Below are 15,658 nucleotides of genomic sequence, written 5' to 3'. Positions count from 1 at the left end.
CGCTGCCCGGTGCTGGCCCGCCGCCGGAACGCGAACGCCGCCCCCACCCCCGCCGCCAGCCCGATCAGGTGCCCCTGCCAGCTGACCCCCGACTGCGTGGGCGCGAGCCCGAACAGGATCGAGGTGCCCCAGACCGCGCCGATCAGCAGGCCGACGGCGATGCCCAGCGGGCGGCGCTCGACGAAGCCGCTGAACAGCAGGAAGCCGAAGAGGCCGAAGATCAGGCCGGAGGCGCCCGCCGTGTTGGTGTGGGCCGGGGATATGAGCCAGACGCCGAGACCGTCCGCCACGATGATCAGCGCGCAGACCGCGGCGAACCGCCGGATGCCGCCCAGTGCCGCGAGGAAACCGAACACCAGCAGCGGCACACTGTTCGCCGCCACATGGGCGAAGCCGAAGTGGATGAACGCGGCCGGCACGATGTCGATCAGCTGGGACGGCTCACGCGGGACGATCCCGAGGCTGTCCAGCGCGTGGCCGCTGATCACGTCCACCACTTCGAGCAGCCACAACAGCGCGACCCAGCCCACCATCAGCTTGGCCGCCGTCTTCGCGCGGTCGCTCCGCGACCACGCCAACTCCGTACCGGACATGGCACCCCCCACGGTCCACTCGTCCCCACAGAAGAACGCCCCGGCCCCCTTGGCCGGTTCCCGATCCGCGACGCCAGCTAGGCTCGGTGTCGTGAACCCAGTCAAGCCAGGAGAGACGCCGCGTACGCCTTGGATCGTAGGGGTGTCCGGCGCTTCCGGCACCCCATACGCGGCTGCGGTGCTGCGCGGGCTCCTCGACGCGGGCGAGAGTGTCGACCTCGTCGTGTCCCGGGCGTCCCGGCTCACCCTCCTCGACGAGACGGGGATCTCCTTCAGGGACGCGCACTGGCAGGACGACCTGCGGGAATGGCTGGCCCGCGGCGCCGACGGCAAGCCCGGCACCTTCGAGCCCGACATCGACGCCGTACGGCACTGGAGCGCGGGCGACCTCGCGGCGGGGCCGTCCTCGGGGTCGTACCCCGCGAAGGGCATGCTGATCGTGCCCGCGTCGACCGCCTGTGTCGCCGGGGTCGCCCTCGGGCTGAGCAAGGACCTGTTGCAGCGGGCGGCGAGCGTGACCCTCAAGGAGGGGCGCAGGCTGGTGGTGTCCGTACGCGAGACGCCGTTGAACGGGCAGACGCTGCGCCACCTCGTGACCCTGGACGACCTGGGCGCTGCCGTGGTGCCGGCCTCGCCCGGTTTCTACGCCGGCGCCACCCACATCCAGGACCTGGTGGACTTCGTCGCCGGACGGGTCCTGGACGCGGCGGGCGTCGAGCACGATCTGTACCGCCGGTGGAAGGGCGACCTCGGGGGCGCTCGCACCATCGACAACTGACGTACGGCACCCACTCATTCATCCTCATCGTCATCACCGGAAGGCAATCGATCGCATGGACGCGGTGGACAGGCAGCTCATCCAGGCCCTGAGAGAGAACGGCCGGGCCTCCTACGCGGAGCTGGGGCGCCTCGTCGGCCTGTCGGGACCCAGCGTCACCGACCGCATCAACCGGCTGGAGGCGGCCGGTGTCATCACCGGCTACCGCGCGACCGTCGACTCGGCCTCCCTCGGCCTCGGCGTGATCGCCCTGATCGGCATCTCCCTCTCGGACGCCGCCGACCACGAGGACGTGGCGGCCCGGCTGAAGGACCTCAGCGAGATCGAGGACTGCTGGTTCATCGCGGGCGAGGACTCGTTCATGCTCAAGGTGCGGGCACCGGACGTGGACGGCCTGGAGAAGACCATCCGGCGGCTGTCCGGGACCAAGGGCGTCTCCCGTACCCGTACCACGATCGTGCTCTCCACGAAGTGGGAGAACCGGGTCGGAGAGCTGCCCGAAGAGGCGTAGGCGTACCGTTCAAGAAGGCTGTCTTAGGAAGAGGTATGGGCATGGATGTCGGGCTCAAGCGCGAGCTGGAGCAGAAGGTCCGCTCCGGTGAGCGGCTGTCCCGCGAGGACGGCGTCGCGCTGTACGAGTCGGACGACCTGGCCTGGCTGGGCGGGCTGGCGCACGAGGTGCGGACGCGGAAGAACGGCGATGTCGTCCACTTCAACGTCAACCGCCACCTCAACATGACCAACGTGTGCACCGCGTCCTGCGCCTACTGCTCGTTCCAGCGCAAGCCGGGCGAGAAGGACGCGTACACGATGCGCATCGAGGAGGCCGTCCGGCTCGCCAAGGCGATGGAGGGCGAGAGCCTCACCGAGCTGCACATCGTCAACGGCCTGCACCCGAACCTCCCCTGGCGCTACTACCCGCGCTCCCTGAGCGAGCTGAAGAAGGCCCTCCCGAACGTCTCGCTGAAGGCGTTCACGGCGACGGAGATCCACCACTTCGAGACCATCTCGGGGCTCAGTGCCTCCGAGATCCTCGACGAGCTGATCGACGCGGGCCTTGAGTCGCTGACCGGCGGTGGCGCCGAGATCTTCGACTGGGAGGTCCGCCAGCACATCGTGGACCACCGCACGCACTGGGAGGACTGGTCGCGCATCCACCGGCTGGCGCACGAGAAGGGGCTCAAGACCCCGTGCACCATGCTCTACGGCCACATCGAGGAGCCGAAGCACCGGGTGGACCACGTGCTGCGGCTGCGTGAACTCCAGGACGAGACCGGCGGTTTCCAGGTCTTCATCCCGCTGCGCTACCAGCACGACTTCGTGGACATGAAGGACGGCAAGGTGCGGAACCGCCTTCAGGCGCGTACGCAAATGGCCACCGGCGCGGAGGCCCTCAAGACCTTCGCGGTCTCGCGGCTCCTCTTCGACAACGTCCCGCACGTCAAGGTCTTCTGGGTCATGCACGGCGTCCAGACCGCCCAGCTCGCGCTCCAGCACGGCGCGGACGACATGGACGGCTCGGTCGTCGAGTACAAGATCACGCACGACGCCGACAACTACGGCACCCCGAACAAGCTCACCCGCGACGACCTCCTCGACCTGATCCGCGACGCCGGTTTCCAGCCGGTCGAGCGGAACACGCGGTACGAGATCATCCGCGAGTACGACGGCCCGGACCCGGCGCGGCGCGAGTCCCCGCAGCCGATGCGAGTCTGAACGGAACGATGGCGCTCACTTTCGAACTGGACCCCGCGATAACCCCTGCCCTGCGCGAGGAGATCCTCACGCTGTGGGCGGACGTGTCGAACGCGGGCGGCTCGGTCGGCTTCGTCGCACCGGTCACGGTGGACGAGATACGGCCCGAGCTGATCAAGCACTTCGTCTCCATGGCGGAGGGCCGCACCCGGCTGCTGGTCGGCCGGGACGAGACGGGCACGGTCGCCGCGACCGTGTTCCTCGCGTTCAACACGCACCGGCTGATGCTGCACTGGCTGTGGCTCTACACGGTGATGGTCCACCCCCGCCACCAGGGCAAGGGCTATGGGCGGGATCTGCTGGCCGCCGCCGAACAGGCCGCTCGCGGTCTCGACGGCATCGAGGCGATCCGCCTCACCTGCCGGGGCGGGCACGGGCTTGAGCGGTTCTACGGCTCCTGCGGCTACAAGGAGGTCGGCCGGGTGCCCGGCGCGATCCGGGTGGCGCCGGGGGACGACCGGGACGACATCTTCATGCTGCTGCCCCTGCTGTGAGCCGCGTACCCCGCCCGAAGATCGGTGGGGGCGCGTGCTTCACTGAGTAGGACTGTTCGGTTTGATCTGTTCGGTTGGGTCTGTTCGTTACGGAAGAGTGGATTGAGATGTTCCGCTACACGCTGTGGCGCCTCGGGGTCTTCGCGGGCTGCCTCGGAGTCGTCTGGGGCCTCGTCTACCTCGGCGTCTTCCCACGCGGCTTCGGCGAGTCCAACGGCATGTGGATCGTCCTGCTGGCGCTGGTGATCTCCGCGCCGATCAGCTTCGTGGTGCTGCGCGGGGTGCGGGACCGGGCCTCCGTGCAGATCGTCGAGCGGGTCGACCGGATGAAGGCGAACCTGGACGCCAACCGCAACCAGGAGGACGAGGCGGTCGACGCCGCCCAGCCGACGTCCCACCCGCAGGGTCAGACTTCCTAGCACCCGGGCCGAACTACCCTTGCCCCCATGGGTGCCGTGAAGACCAAGCGGATGCCGCGTGCGGTCCGTGAGCAGCAGATGCTCGACGCCGCCGTGCTGACCTTCGGGCAGCGCGGCTACATGGCCGCGTCGATGGACGAGATAGCCGAACTCGCGGGCGTGTCCAAGCCGTTGGTGTATCTCTATCTGAACTCGAAGGAAGACCTGTTCACCGCGTGCATCCGGCGCGAGGGCCAGGCACTCACCGAGGCGGTACGGGCCGGGGTCGACCCCCGCTCGCCCGCCGACCGCCAACTCTGGGACGGGCTGCGGGCGTTCTTCAGCCACACCGCCCAGCACCCGGACGGCTGGTCCGTCCTGCATCTCCAGGCCCGCACCCACGGGGAGCCCTTCGCGGCCGAGGTGGCCGCGATGCGCGCCGAACTCGTCGCGTTCGTCACCGAGTTGATCGCGGTCACCGCCCGCGAGGCACACCGCGACCCCGATCTCGCCGAGCGCGAGGTGGCCGGCCTCGCGGAGGCGCTGGTCGGTGCCGCCGAGTCCCTCGCCGCCTGGTCCAACGCGACCCCGGGCGTCAGCGCCAGGCAGACGGCGGCGACCCTGATGAACTTCGCGTGGGCAGGCCTCGGCAACCTGGTGGAGGGGCGGCCCTGGTCACCGCCGGCCGGCACCGAGGACCGGTCCTAGGGCCGACCGGGGGGTGCCGGACGCCTCGAAAGGCGCCCTCAGCCGGCCCGCCTCACACGGCTCCCCACTTGCGCAGAGTCGGCGCGACCCGCTGATATCCCACCCGGTACACGGCTTTGGCGCCGCGCCGGGCCACTCCTCGTACGGCTTTCTTCACCCGGCCCGAACCGCCCGCGCCCAGCGGGGTGTTCAGCGGGCGGCCCTTCTCGTCGAAGCCGTTGCGGGCCAGGAGGCCGCCCAGGTAGATGCCTGCGCGTTCCGGTGTGTAGTAGGGGCGCAGTGTCGGCAGCGGTCCCGCGGCGCGCAGCGCGGCCACGCGGGCGCGGGCGGCGGCGTAGGGGTCGCTCTTGCCGATGCCCTGTGCGTCCGCCCAGGCGGGGTCGGGCAACGGCAGGGCGCCGGCGTCGAGTTCGTCCCAGGAGGCCAGGCAGCCGGAGTGGATGAAGTAGTGGTTGCCGTGCGCCTCGCGGACGCCGAAGTCGGTGAGTATCGCGGTGGGTATGCCCCGCTGCATCGACTCCAGCGCGGCGGTGGAGCTGACGGTCACCAGCAGGTCGGTGCGGTCGAGGACCTCGCCCATGTTGCCGTAGACCAACTGGAGGTTGGCGGGGGCGGGTTCGGCCAGGTTCTGGATGAGGAGCTGGTAGGGGTCGGCCTCGACGTGGGTGGTGTGTTCGCCGGGGAGGCTGCGCAGCTTCATGAGGACCTGGCGGTCGGGGTGGCGCCGGGCGTGGGCGGCGGCCCGCTCCAGGAGCCGCAGCCGGTCCTGCTTGCTCTTGGGGACGGAGGGCTGGACGGCGAAGGTGAGGGTGAACGGCCGCTCGGTGGACGGCCGGTAGGGCTCGCCGCCGAGGAAGGGCAGCGCGCACTCCACCACCGAGTCCGGGTCGACCCCGACGCTTGCGAACGCGGCGCCGAACCGGTCCGCGTCGTAGGTGGAGTTGGCGAGGACGATGTCGGTGCCGCCGCGGGTGAGCAGACCGTCGATCATCTTCTCGTAGACGACGCCGACGTATCCGGTGACGGTGATCGGCCGGTGTTCGCGGCCCGCCCAGGCGAGGCCGAGGCTGTGGGTGAGGGCGAGGACCGTGCCGCCGGAGACGGCCATGACGACGATGTCCGCGTCGGCCAGTTCCGCGTCGTCGACCAGTTCGGCGGTGGGGAGTTCGCGCCGGCTGTCGGGTTCGATGCCGATCTCGGCGAGCTGCCGCTCGGTGGGGGTCGACCGGCCGCGCAGGAAGTACGCGTCGAGGGCGTGCCCGGGAGCGATCTGCTGTGCCACGGACGCGCCCCACTTCCAGCGGGTGTCCGAGTCGGCGAGTACGGCGATGCGTCTGGGGGGCATGGCTCAGGGGCCCTTCCTGGCGGGTCCGGCGAAGTGAGCCGAGGGTAGGAAGCGTCCCTGAGGAGTTCATGAGCGATCGCTTGAAAGAGCCTTGGGTGGGCTGGGGTTCTCCTGTGCGGAATCCTCAAGGGCCCTTTGCCCGCCCGGGATTTCGCGATCTGCCGAAAGGAGCCGGACGTTTTTTGTTCGCCCAGTGTTCATGGGGGTTCAGGCAACGGCCGGGCGCACGAACCCCTCCACGTGCACCCGTCCGGCCGCGTTCCGCAGGGCGAAGCGGTCGTCGAGCGCCGCGTACTCCACGGTTCCGGGCAGCAGCACCGGCGCCCTGAACTCGGCCCGCACCAGCGCGCGTTCAGGGGTCCCGTGGGCGGCGAGGCACCGGGCCGCCGTCCACATGCCGTGTGCGATGGCCCGCGGGAAGCCGAACAGGCGGGCGGTGAGCGGGTAGAGGTGGATGGGGTTGCGGTCGCCGGACGCGGCGCCGTAGCGCCGGCCCACGTCCTCGCCGAGCCGCCACTCGGCGACGGTGGGCAACGGCTTCGGTTCCTCGGTCGCTCCGGGCGCCCGCGCTTCGGTGCGATGCCGGGCGAGGTAGGTGCTCCGTGACTCCCAGACGAGTACGTCCCCGGCCCGCATCCCGGTCGTGACCGTCGCCTCGGTGCCGCGCCTGTGCGGGGCCAACTCGTCGACGTGGACCGTGAGTTCGTACTCCCCGGTGGCCGGTACCGCCGTGTGCCGGGTGATCTCCACCGAGGTGTGGACCAGGCCGAGCAGCGGCAGCGGGAAGGCCCGGCAGCTCATCAGGCGCATGGCCAGCGGGAAGCCGAGGACGTGCGGATAGGTGATGGGCAGCGCGTCGTCGCCGGTGGGGAAGCCGCAGACGCGTTCGTAGGCGGCCAGTTTGGCCAGGTCCACGCGGACGCCGGGCAGGACGAGCCGGGTGCGAGGGAACTCGGCGTCGGCGCGGGGCCGTTTGAAGGGGGAGAGGAGGGCACCGCGGAGGAGGAGCGGGGTGAGCGCGGGGGTGTCGGTGAGGGTCGGACGGGGGTTGGCCATGTCCCACTCCCGGGTGGCGTCCTGGGCGGCTCTTTTCGGCTTACTTCGGAGTAAGGTTACCGTAGGTAAGGCCAAGCGGGACGAGCCGGGCGGCCCATGGCGGGCTCATGGGTGACGCATCGGTGACGCAAGGCCGACGTATGGGCGACAAAGCCCTGCGAACCCGCCGAGGTTGCACAGGCCCGGCTCCGTACCGCCCCCGAACCCGCACAAAGTCCCCACGAGGGGCCCGTACGATCTTCGACCTGACCCGAGGTAACACCCGGCCGTGGGTCGTGGATGAACACCTCGGTACGCGCCATGCGTACCTAATGCAGCAGAGCGGTACAAGCTGCACGCCTCAGGAGCTGCCATGTCCCTCGCCTACCCGTCCGGCTACGACTACGACGGCGCGCCCGTACTCGTGGAGCCCGAGATACGGCGGCTGGACGGCGTGGTGCGCGAGGTCTCCGTACCGCCGCTGGTAGCGCCGGCCACGCACGGCTCGCTCGCCGACATACCGTTCGAGAACGCGGCGGCGGCCCCCGGCCACCTGGTCCTCAGCAGGCAGGCGGAGGACGGGAGCTGGACGGATGTCACGGCGGCCGAGTTCGCCGAGCAGGTACAGGCCGTCGCCAAGGGGCTGATCGCGGAGGGCCTCGCACCGGGCGACCGGATCGCGGTCATGGCGCGCACGTCGTACGAGTGGACGCTCCTCGACTTCGCCGCGTGGGCGGCCGGTCTGGTCACCGTCCCCATCTACCCGACCTCCTCCCTCTTCCAGATCCGCTGGATCCTCCAGGACACGGGCGCGGTGGCGATGGCCGCCGAGACCGTCGCACAGGCGTCGGCGCTCGGCCCGGAGACACCGCGGCTGCCCGACCTGCGCCACATGTGGGTCTTCGAGAAGGGCCATCTGGAGCGGCTGGCCGAGCTGGGCCGGACCGTCCCGGACCAGGAAGTCGCCGTACGGCGTGGGGTGTTGCTGCCCGACACGCTCGCCACCGTCATCTACACCTCGGGCACCACCGGCCGCCCCAAGGGCTGTGTGATCACCCACGGCAACTTCCTCGCCGAGGTCGACAACGCGATCGAACTCCTCTACGGCGTCTTCAAGAACAAGCCGAACGAAGAGCCCTCCACCCTCCTCTTCCTCCCCTACTCCCATGTCTTCGGCCGGATGGTCGCGGTCGCCTCCATCCGCGCCCGGGTCCGCCTCGGGCACGCCGCGAGCCTCAAGTCCGAGGACCTGCTCGCCGATCTGGCCAGTTTCCAGCCCACCTTCCTGCTGGCCATCCCGTACATGCTGGAGAAGGTCTTCAACAACGCGCGGGCGAAGGCGGAGAAGGGCGGCCGGGGCAGGATCTTCGACCGCGCGACCAACGCGGCCTGCCGCTACGGCGAGGCCCTGGAGGCCCGCCAGTCCGGCAAGGGCTCGGGCCCGAGCGGCCCGCTGAGGACGGCCCGCGCCTTCTACGACCCGCTGGTCTACCGCAAGATCCGCAACGCGCTGGGCGGCAAGCTCCGTTACGTCATCTGCGGCGGCTCCCCACTGGGCCGCCGCCTCGCCGCGTTCTACGCCGGCGCGGGCATCGAGATCTTCGAGGGCTACGGCCTCACCGAGACCACGGCGGCGGCGACCTGCACGCCACCCCTCAAACCCCGGCTGGGGACGGTGGGTTGGCCGATGCCCGGCACCAAGGTCCGGATCGCGTCGGACGGTGAGATCCTGCTCGCCGGCGGCCAGGTCTTCCGGGGCTACTGGGACCCGCACGGCGACGGGGTGGCCCCCGCGTCCCACGACGGCTGGCTCGCCACCGGCGACATCGGCCACCTCGACGACGAGGGCTATCTGACCATCACCGGCCGCAAGAAGGAGATCCTGATCACCGCGGGCGGCAAGAACGTGGCCCCGGCCCCGCTGGAGAACTGGCTGCGCTCCCACCCGCTGATCGCCCAGTGCATCGTCGTCGGCGACCGCCGCCCCTATGTCGCCGCCCTCATCACCCTCGACCTCGAAGGCATCACCCACTGGCGCCAGATGAACGGCAAGCACCCGGTCCCCGCCGAACTCCTGGTCGACGACGAGGAGTTGAGAGGGGTCCTGCAACGCGCCGTGGACGACGCCAACAAACTGGTCTCCCGCCCCGAGTCCATCCGCCGCTTCAGCGTCCTCCCGGTGGACTTCACCGAGGTGGCAGGACATCTGACGCCGTCGATGAAGCTGCGGCGCGAGGTGGTCATGCGGGACTTCGCCCGGGATGTCGAGGCGCTGTACGCGAACTGAGCACGGGTTTGCAGTGCTGAACGCGAACTAAGCGCCGTTCGGGGCGTTTTGGCGTATTGGTGCAGGCCTGGTTATTGACTTCACAAGACCCCCGCGCGACATTCCCAGCCCATTTCCCCGTCGGGCTGGAGCGGCCATGACCCCGAGCACGGACGCACATGCGGAACTCCCGCGCAGAAGAAGCGTGTTGGCCGGTGGTGCGGTCGCCGCGCTCGCCGTCGCCGGAGCCTCCAGCTCGGCCGCCCGTGCGGCCGACCTCCCTCTCCTGGGCACCTACGACGTCGTGGTGATCGGGTCGGGAGCGGCCGGGATGACCGCCGCGCTGACCGCCGCCAAGCAGGGCCTGAGCTGTGTCGTGGTCGAGAAGGCGCCGACCTTCGGGGGTTCGGCCGCCCGCTCGGGGGCCGGGATCTGGATCCCGAACAACCCCGTGATCCTGGCCGCCGGAGTCCCGGACACCCCCGCGAAGGCCGCCGCCTACCTCGCCGCCGTCGTCGGCGCCGACGTTCCCGCCGACCGCCGGCAGTCCTTCCTCGCCCACGGCCCCGCCATGATCTCCTTCGTGATGGCCAACAGCCCGCTGCGCTTCCGCTGGATGGAGGGATACAGCGACTACTACCCGGAGTTGCCGGGCGGCCTCCCCAACGGCCGTTCCATAGAACCCGATCAGCTCGACGGCAACATCCTCGGCACCGAACTCGCCCACCTCAACCCGCCCTATCTGGCCGTCCCTTCGGGCATGGTCGTCTTCAGCGCCGACTACAAGTGGCTCGACCTGGCCGCGGTGAACGTCAAGGGCGCCGCCGTCGCCACCGAGTGCCTGGCCCGGGGCACGAAGGCGGCACTGCTCGGGCAGAAGCCGCTCACCATGGGGCAGTCCCTGGCCGCCGGACTGCGCGCCGGACTCCAGTCCGCGCAGGTGCCGGTGTGGCTCAACACCCCGCTCACCGACCTCTACTTGGAGAGCGGCGCCGTCACCGGAGCCGTCGTCACGAGCGGCGGAACCGCCGGACTGGTCCGCGCCCGGCGCGGGGTGGTGGTCGGCTCCGGCGGCTTCGAGCACAACGCGGCCATGCGCGCCCAGTACCAGCGCCAGCCCATCGGCACCGACTGGACCGTGGGCGCGAAGGAGAACACCGGCGACGGCATCCAGGCCGGCCAACGCGCGGGCGCGGCACTGGCGTTGATGGACGACGCCTGGTGGGGACCCACCATCCCGCTCCCCGCCGACCCGTACTTCTGCCTCGCCGAACGCACCCTCCCCGGCGGCCTGTTGATCAACCAGGCCGGTTCCCGCTTCGTCAACGAGGCCGCCCCCTACAGCGACGTCGTCCACACGATGTACGACCGCAACGCCGCCGCCCCCGACATCCCGGCCTGGCTGATCGTCGACCAGAACTACCGCAACCGCTACCTCTTCCGGGACGTGCTGCCGACGTTCGCCTTCCCCGACGACTGGTACAGCTCGGGCGCGGCCTCCAAGGCGTGGACGTGGGACGCCCTGGCCTCCTCGATCGGCGTCCCGGCGGCGGCCCTCCGCTCCACCGTCAGCCGCTTCAACTCCCTTGCGGCGAGCGGCAAGGACACCGACTTCGGGCGTGGCGACAGCACCTACGACCACTACTACACGGACCCCGCGATCCTCCCCAACTCCTGCCTCGCCCCGCTCTGGCTGCCCCCGTACTACGCCTTCCGCATCGTCCCCGGCGACCTCGGCACCAAGGGCGGCATGCGCACGGACGCGCGGGCCCGGGTGCTGCGGGCGGACGGTTCGGTGATCCCGGGCCTGTACGCGGCGGGGAACGCGAGCGCGGCGGTGATGGGGCACAGCTACGCGGGCGCGGGCTCGACGATCGGTCCGGCGATGACGTTCGGGTATGTGGCGGCGCTGGATCTGGCGGGGGCGCTGTAGCGGTCGTAGGGCTGTCGGCGTGGCCTGGTCATCGCCCGGTCAAGGGATGGCCAGGCCGGGGCCAAGCGGCCGTATGCATTGCGCATGCAACGGGTCGGCAGGGCGGACATAGCCGGATTTGGGGCCTCGGTCGGTGGCTACTGTGATGGCGCGAACAGGTCCACAGCGACCACGACGAGCCACGGGGAAGAGGAGACGGCGGTGGGGGAGCCGAACCGGTCACGCCTTCTTGAGTACACGCAGGGGCTGACGGCCGCGGAGGTGCCCGAGGCGCGCCGGTCCAGCCTGCTCGACTACGCGGAGGCGACACCGCCACCGGGTCCGTCGGCGGACGGGCGCCCGGGGCCCCGGCCCGGGGTGCCGCAGTACGAGACGGCTGTTTTTGTGCCTGCTCATCCTCGGTACGTCGACGCGGTGGACGACGACGGGCGGCCGGTCCGTGTGCCTTTCGTCGTCTACGAACTCTTCGAGCATCCCGCGCGGCACACCGCGGCCTACGCCTTCACCACGGTGGAGAAGCTGGTGGCCGCGTTCGGCGAGGCCCAGCCGTGGGTTCTCACCTCGATCGGGCCGCTCGCCGAGGCGCTGGGGGAGCGGGGCGGCACCGTCGTCCTCGACCCGAAGGTGGAGCAGGGGCGGCACAACTGGCGGCCGGCCGACGTGGCCGCCTACGCGCGGGAGGTGCGCTGATGTCGGCCGACTTCAAGGCGGTGCTGAGCGACCTCACCTCGATGGCCACCACCTTCCACGACCAGGCCACCGACTACCGCAAACTGCACCCCCAGGTCTCCCCGCCCGTGGTGAGCGGCGGGGACGCGGGCCTCGACGACGCGATCAAGGAGGTCGCCCACCTCATCCTCGGTCTGCACCTCGGCTTCGCCGACCGGCTGGACGACCACGGCGACAAGGTCGCGTACGCACGCGACTCCTTCCACCGGCACGACGTCGATGTCCACGGTGTGTTCGAGGACCTGATGGTGGGGGACGGCTGATGAGCGACAGCTGGATCGGCGGCGACATCGGCGGACTGCACACGATGGCCACCACGTACAAGAACGCCAAGGACCAACTCGACGACGTCGTACGGCCGGTGACCAATGCCGTCGAGTCGCTCGTCGACGACGCAGGGTGGAAGGGCGACGCAGCGGAGGAGTTCCGCGCGAAGTGGAGCGAGGACGCGCTGACGGCGGGCGCCTTCGCCAGCCTGGTGTTCGAGGTCGGGGACATCCTCGGCACCCTCGCCGACGCGCTGTCCACGTGCGAGACGGCACTGCAGAACGCGGAACATGTCGCCACGGGCAAGGGCGTGTCCATGGGCGACAAGGGCGTACCCCTGCCCATGCTCACGGCGAACCCGCCCAGCGCGGCTGACCAGAAGACGATCTCCGCGATGACCGAGTACGACACGGTACGCAAGCAGGTCGCGCACACCGCCCAGCACGCCCGGCTGGTCGCCGCGGACAAGCTGCGCGGGCTGTACGCCCAGGTCACGGACAAGGTGTCGACCGGCGACAAGATCACCATCGCGGACGCGCTGCGCGGGCTGTACGCCTACGACGCGGAGGACGCGCGGGCCGGCGGCAAGGAGGCACGCGCCCAGCTCGACGACGCGAAGGCTGCGGAGCAGACGGCGAAGAAGGAACTCCGCGCGGAACGCAAGGCGTACCAGAAAGCGGGCCGCTCCCTCCCCAAGGACCTGCCCGCCAAGGGCGCCTACCGCGACGCCGTCATGCAGGTCGACTCCCTGGAGGAGGCCATCGCCCGCGCCGACGTCGGCAGCAGCAAACTCCCGTACGACCGGCTCCTGAACGTCAAACTCGCCGACGCGGCGGACGCGTTGAGGCTGGGCAAGGGGCTTGAGGCACTGCCGGAGTTCCTCAAGGAGATTCCGGTGCTGGATGTCGCGGCGGCGGCCGCTTGTGGGCTGGTCGAGGCGAAGGACGACCACGACAAGGGGTGGTCCTGGCAGCACTCGGTGACGGTGGATGTCGGGGTGGCCGTGGGGGGTGTGGCGGCGGGGGCGCTGGCGGTGGTGGCGGCGCCTGTCGAGGGTGCGGTGGGGGTGGCGGTCGTCGGGGTCGGTGCGACGATCCTCGCGACCAGCGTCCTTGACCACGCCGTCCACGAGCACTGGAGCGAGGACATCCATGACCACGGCGTGGTCGGCGGTGTACTCACCGGTGCCGGCCATGTCGGCACGGAGACCTGGGACGACGGGAAACGACTGGTGAAGGACGTGTGGCACGGTGTCAAAAGCATCTTCTGAGGTCACCGCCGCCGGGGCCCCCGTGGAGATCCCGAAACTGCCGAAGCTCGGCAGGACCTGGTACAAGCGCGGCGCGCTCTACTGGCTGTGCCGGACCCGCACGACGCTGTTCCTCCTCGTCCTGATGGCGGGGATCTCCTTCTTCTCGCTGGCCCTCTACTCAGGCTTCCGGGACGAGATGCCGCCCACCGTACGCACGGTGTGCGACTGCGTGCAGGTGGTCGCGGCCTGCGCAGCCCTCGTCTGGGGCTGGATCAAGCAGCGCCGGGGACATCGACAGGCCCTCCTGGACCCGCCCAGTCCGAAGCAGACCTGGATCGCCAAGCGCGACCACAACCGGCAGGCCGGCAGGTCGGCCGGCTTCGGCGCCGCGGGCGGGCGGGTGCTCATCGCCCTGGCCGCACCCGTCATGCCGGCCTTCGCCGCGTACCTCGTCGGCTGGCTCGCCGCCTGGACCACCGTCCGCGAATACCCCAGCGAAGTCGGCGCCCGCCGCTGGCTCCAGGAGCACCCCTCCGGAACATGATCCCCTCCGACATCCCCAAGCTCCCCGGACTCGGCACCACTTGGTACAAGCGCGGCCCCCGCTACTGGCTGCGCCGCGCCTCCGGGGCCTTGCTCTGGTTCCTCGTGATGGCCTTCTTCTGCTACATCGCGCTCGTCCTCTACAGAGGTTTCCGCACCAGCCTGCCGCCGACGGTGCGCACGGTGTGGGACTGGGCGCAGGCCGTGGTGTCCGTCATGGCCCTTGTCCGGGGCTGGCGGGTGCAGCGGCGGGACCTCCGCAGGAAGCTGCTGGACCCACCGACGCCCGACCAGGCCCGTCAGGCCAAACGGGACGAAACCCGGCGCTCCACCGGACTGGCCGTCGCGGGCCGAGCTCTCTGGCTGGTCGCGGCACCGGTCGCTCCGGCCCTCGCGGCGGGATGCATCGGCTGGGTGGCCGCCGCCTTCGCCGTCCGCGAATACCCCAGCGAGATCGGCGCCCGTCGAGCCCTAGAGCACAGCCGCAGTCTTACGACCGGTCAGAAACGCCTGCGCTGACGACTCGCCGAGTTCCGTGTTCGCCTCCCGTACGGTCCGTGACCGCAGCGCGAACCCCGCCGCCTCCAACAGCCCGGCCATCGCCTCCGGCCGCCGCCGTTCGAAGTCCAGGCGTACGGGGTGACCGAAGGGTCGGTCGAGGGTGAGGGGTCGGTCGCCCGCCTGGAAGGCGAGCAGCAGATACCCGCCCGGTGCCAGCACGCGCCCGAACTCCGCGAACAGGGACGGGAGTCGGTCCACAGGCGTGTGGATGGACGAGTACCAGGAGATGGCCCCCGCGAGCGTCCCGTCGGGGATGTCCAGCTCCGGCATCGAGCCCTGCCGGAAGCACAGCCCCGGGTTCTCGCGGCGCGCGATCGCGAGCATCGAGGCGGACAGGTCGAGGCCGAAGACGTCCAGGCCGAGGGAGGCGAGATACGCGGTGACCCGGCCCGGTCCGCAGCCCAGATCGGCCACCTGCCCGCCCCCGCCACGGCTCACCAGCCCGGCGAAGGCGGTCAGTACCGTCCCGTCCCGCAGGCCGGCGCCGGATTCCCCCGCGAACATCTCCGCGTAGTCCTCGGCGACCGCGTCGTAGAAGGTCCGGGTGGTGGTCACGAAGTCGGCTTCGGCGGACGGCGTCGATGTCATGGCCGGGGACCCTACCGACGCCCACTGACAACGGCCTCTGACAGGTCCTTCTGGCAACGCCCGTTCCACGCACCCCGGTTCAGGCCACCCCGGCCAGCCGGAGCACCGCCGTCACCCCGGCCGCCCCCAGCACCACCACCACGAACGGCGCCCGCCTCCACGCCAGCACACCACCCACCAGCACCCCGGCCGGCCGGGCCCACCCCGCGAACCCGCCCCCTTCCGTCAGCGCCCCGGTCGCCAGCAGCGCGACCAGCAGCACCACCGCCCCGGCGGACAGCAACTCCTGTACCCGGGCGGAGAGTTCGACCCGCCCGTGCAGCACCGGCCCGACCAGCCGGAAGGCATACGTCCCGACCGCCAGCGCCAGGATCACGGCCACCGTCGGGCTCACGCCACCGCCCCCCGCCGGT

Annotated in this window: 18 protein-coding genes; 13 read left to right on the top strand and 5 right to left on the bottom strand. The window is 70.6% G+C overall.

Features of this window, described 5'->3' with window-relative positions:
* Positions 1-593, bottom strand: a 593-nt coding sequence (locus R6V09_RS27115) for a rhomboid family intramembrane serine protease (protein ID WP_317884049.1), incomplete at its 3' end; no start/stop codon positions are given.
* Between the two features lie 91 nt (positions 594-684).
* Between R6V09_RS27115 and R6V09_RS27110 the strand changes: the two genes are divergently transcribed.
* The 6 genes from R6V09_RS27110 to R6V09_RS27085 all read left to right on the top strand — a co-directional run bounded on the left by R6V09_RS27110 (position 685) and on the right by R6V09_RS27085 (position 4,726).
* Entirely contained in the window at positions 685-1,371 is a 687-nt protein-coding gene (locus R6V09_RS27110; protein ID WP_317884048.1) for a UbiX family flavin prenyltransferase, read from the top strand.
* A 55-nt stretch (positions 1,372-1,426) separates the two neighbouring features.
* Positions 1,427-1,882 carry an Lrp/AsnC family transcriptional regulator gene (locus R6V09_RS27105; protein WP_262063773.1) on the top strand — a complete coding sequence of 152 codons (456 nt, stop codon included), beginning with the start codon at positions 1,427-1,429 and terminating at the stop codon, positions 1,880-1,882.
* 41 nt (positions 1,883-1,923) lie between these two features.
* Positions 1,924-3,087 (top strand): aminofutalosine synthase MqnE, encoded by a 1,164-nt coding sequence (gene mqnE / locus R6V09_RS27100; protein WP_317884051.1) that lies wholly within the window; start codon positions 1,924-1,926, stop codon positions 3,085-3,087.
* 8 nt (positions 3,088-3,095) lie between these two features.
* Positions 3,096-3,620: a GNAT family N-acetyltransferase gene (locus R6V09_RS27095; protein ID WP_317884047.1), complete on the top strand. Its 525-nt coding sequence runs from the start codon at positions 3,096-3,098 to the stop codon at positions 3,618-3,620.
* Between the two features lie 107 nt (positions 3,621-3,727).
* A complete protein-coding gene (locus R6V09_RS27090) occupies positions 3,728-4,039 on the top strand; it encodes a DUF4229 domain-containing protein (protein ID WP_317884046.1) in 312 nt (103 codons plus the stop codon).
* A gap of 27 nt (positions 4,040-4,066) precedes the next feature.
* Entirely contained in the window at positions 4,067-4,726 is a 660-nt protein-coding gene (locus tag R6V09_RS27085; RefSeq protein ID WP_317884045.1) for a TetR/AcrR family transcriptional regulator, read from the top strand.
* A gap of 52 nt (positions 4,727-4,778) precedes the next feature.
* Here the strand turns inward: R6V09_RS27085 and R6V09_RS27080 are convergent, their stop codons facing one another.
* Entirely contained in the window at positions 4,779-6,071 is a 1,293-nt protein-coding gene (locus tag R6V09_RS27080; protein ID WP_317884044.1) for a DUF6716 putative glycosyltransferase, read from the bottom strand.
* A gap of 207 nt (positions 6,072-6,278) precedes the next feature.
* Entirely contained in the window at positions 6,279-7,127 is an 849-nt protein-coding gene (locus R6V09_RS27075) for a MaoC family dehydratase (protein WP_317884043.1), read from the bottom strand.
* Between the two features lie 352 nt (positions 7,128-7,479).
* Between R6V09_RS27075 and R6V09_RS27070 the strand changes: the two genes are divergently transcribed.
* The 7 genes from R6V09_RS27070 (at position 7,480) to R6V09_RS27040 (ending at position 14,615) form a co-directional block, all read left to right on the top strand.
* Entirely contained in the window at positions 7,480-9,393 is a 1,914-nt protein-coding gene (locus tag R6V09_RS27070) for an AMP-dependent synthetase/ligase (protein ID WP_317884042.1), read from the top strand.
* 136 nt (positions 9,394-9,529) lie between these two features.
* A complete protein-coding gene (gene kstD / locus R6V09_RS27065; RefSeq protein WP_317884041.1) occupies positions 9,530-11,305 on the top strand; it encodes a 3-oxosteroid 1-dehydrogenase in 1,776 nt (591 codons plus the stop codon).
* Between the two features lie 201 nt (positions 11,306-11,506).
* A complete protein-coding gene (locus R6V09_RS27060) occupies positions 11,507-11,995 on the top strand; it encodes an SAV_915 family protein (RefSeq protein ID WP_317884040.1) in 489 nt (162 codons plus the stop codon).
* Positions 11,995-12,297, top strand: a complete 303-nt coding sequence (locus R6V09_RS27055) for a DUF6317 family protein (protein ID WP_317884039.1) — start codon at positions 11,995-11,997, stop codon at positions 12,295-12,297. The genes R6V09_RS27060 and R6V09_RS27055 overlap by 1 nt, the downstream gene beginning before the upstream one ends.
* On the top strand, positions 12,297-13,571 hold the full coding sequence (locus R6V09_RS27050; RefSeq protein WP_317884038.1) for a WXG100 family type VII secretion target: 1,275 nt from the start codon (positions 12,297-12,299) through the stop codon (positions 13,569-13,571). The genes R6V09_RS27055 and R6V09_RS27050 overlap by 1 nt, the downstream gene beginning before the upstream one ends.
* Complete coding sequence (locus R6V09_RS27045; protein ID WP_317884037.1) at positions 13,552-14,097, top strand: hypothetical protein; 546 nt, start codon at positions 13,552-13,554, stop codon at positions 14,095-14,097. The genes R6V09_RS27050 and R6V09_RS27045 overlap by 20 nt, the downstream gene beginning before the upstream one ends.
* Complete coding sequence (locus R6V09_RS27040; protein WP_317884036.1) at positions 14,094-14,615, top strand: hypothetical protein; 522 nt, start codon at positions 14,094-14,096, stop codon at positions 14,613-14,615. Before R6V09_RS27045 ends, R6V09_RS27040 begins: the two co-directional genes overlap by 4 nt.
* Here R6V09_RS27040 and R6V09_RS27035 read toward each other — a convergent pair.
* Together R6V09_RS27035 and R6V09_RS27030 are read right to left on the bottom strand one after the other, a co-directional pair.
* On the bottom strand, positions 14,568-15,245 hold the full coding sequence (locus R6V09_RS27035) for a class I SAM-dependent methyltransferase (protein WP_317884035.1): 678 nt from the start codon (positions 15,243-15,245) through the stop codon (positions 14,568-14,570). The two genes, R6V09_RS27040 and R6V09_RS27035, sit on opposite strands and share 48 nt — an antisense overlap.
* Positions 15,246-15,324: 79 nt before the next feature.
* A complete protein-coding gene (locus tag R6V09_RS27030; protein ID WP_317884050.1) occupies positions 15,325-15,639 on the bottom strand; it encodes an AzlD domain-containing protein in 315 nt (104 codons plus the stop codon).
* Positions 15,640-15,658 lie beyond the last annotated feature (19 nt).

It is taken from the genome of Streptomyces sp. W16, from assembly GCF_033194735.1.
Classification (GTDB): domain Bacteria; phylum Actinomycetota; class Actinomycetes; order Streptomycetales; family Streptomycetaceae; genus Streptomyces.
The sequence above is the reverse complement of the archived record's forward strand: the minus strand, read 5'-3'. Positions and strand labels throughout refer to the sequence as shown.

Excerpts from the sequence above, each read along its gene's own strand:
- kstD (WP_317884041.1), top strand. The coding sequence starts at position 9,530 with ATGACCCCGAGCACGGACGCACATGCGGAACTCCCGCGCAGAAGAAGC.
- R6V09_RS27085 (WP_317884045.1), top strand. The coding sequence starts at position 4,067 with ATGGGTGCCGTGAAGACCAAGCGGATGCCGCGTGCGGTCCGTGAGCAG.
- R6V09_RS27040 (WP_317884036.1), top strand. The coding sequence starts at position 14,094 with ATGATCCCCTCCGACATCCCCAAGCTCCCCGGACTCGGCACCACTTGG.
- R6V09_RS27105 (WP_262063773.1), top strand. The coding sequence starts at position 1,427 with ATGGACGCGGTGGACAGGCAGCTCATCCAGGCCCTGAGAGAGAACGGC.
- R6V09_RS27090 (WP_317884046.1), top strand. The coding sequence starts at position 3,728 with ATGTTCCGCTACACGCTGTGGCGCCTCGGGGTCTTCGCGGGCTGCCTC.
- R6V09_RS27075 (WP_317884043.1), bottom strand. The coding sequence starts at position 7,127 with ATGGCCAACCCCCGTCCGACCCTCACCGACACCCCCGCGCTCACCCCG.
- R6V09_RS27055 (WP_317884039.1), top strand. The coding sequence starts at position 11,995 with ATGTCGGCCGACTTCAAGGCGGTGCTGAGCGACCTCACCTCGATGGCC.
- R6V09_RS27035 (WP_317884035.1), bottom strand. The coding sequence starts at position 15,245 with ATGACATCGACGCCGTCCGCCGAAGCCGACTTCGTGACCACCACCCGG.
- mqnE (WP_317884051.1), top strand. The coding sequence starts at position 1,924 with ATGGATGTCGGGCTCAAGCGCGAGCTGGAGCAGAAGGTCCGCTCCGGT.
- R6V09_RS27050 (WP_317884038.1), top strand. The coding sequence starts at position 12,297 with ATGAGCGACAGCTGGATCGGCGGCGACATCGGCGGACTGCACACGATG.
- R6V09_RS27070 (WP_317884042.1), top strand. The coding sequence starts at position 7,480 with ATGTCCCTCGCCTACCCGTCCGGCTACGACTACGACGGCGCGCCCGTA.
- R6V09_RS27080 (WP_317884044.1), bottom strand. The coding sequence starts at position 6,071 with ATGCCCCCCAGACGCATCGCCGTACTCGCCGACTCGGACACCCGCTGG.
- R6V09_RS27095 (WP_317884047.1), top strand. The coding sequence starts at position 3,096 with ATGGCGCTCACTTTCGAACTGGACCCCGCGATAACCCCTGCCCTGCGC.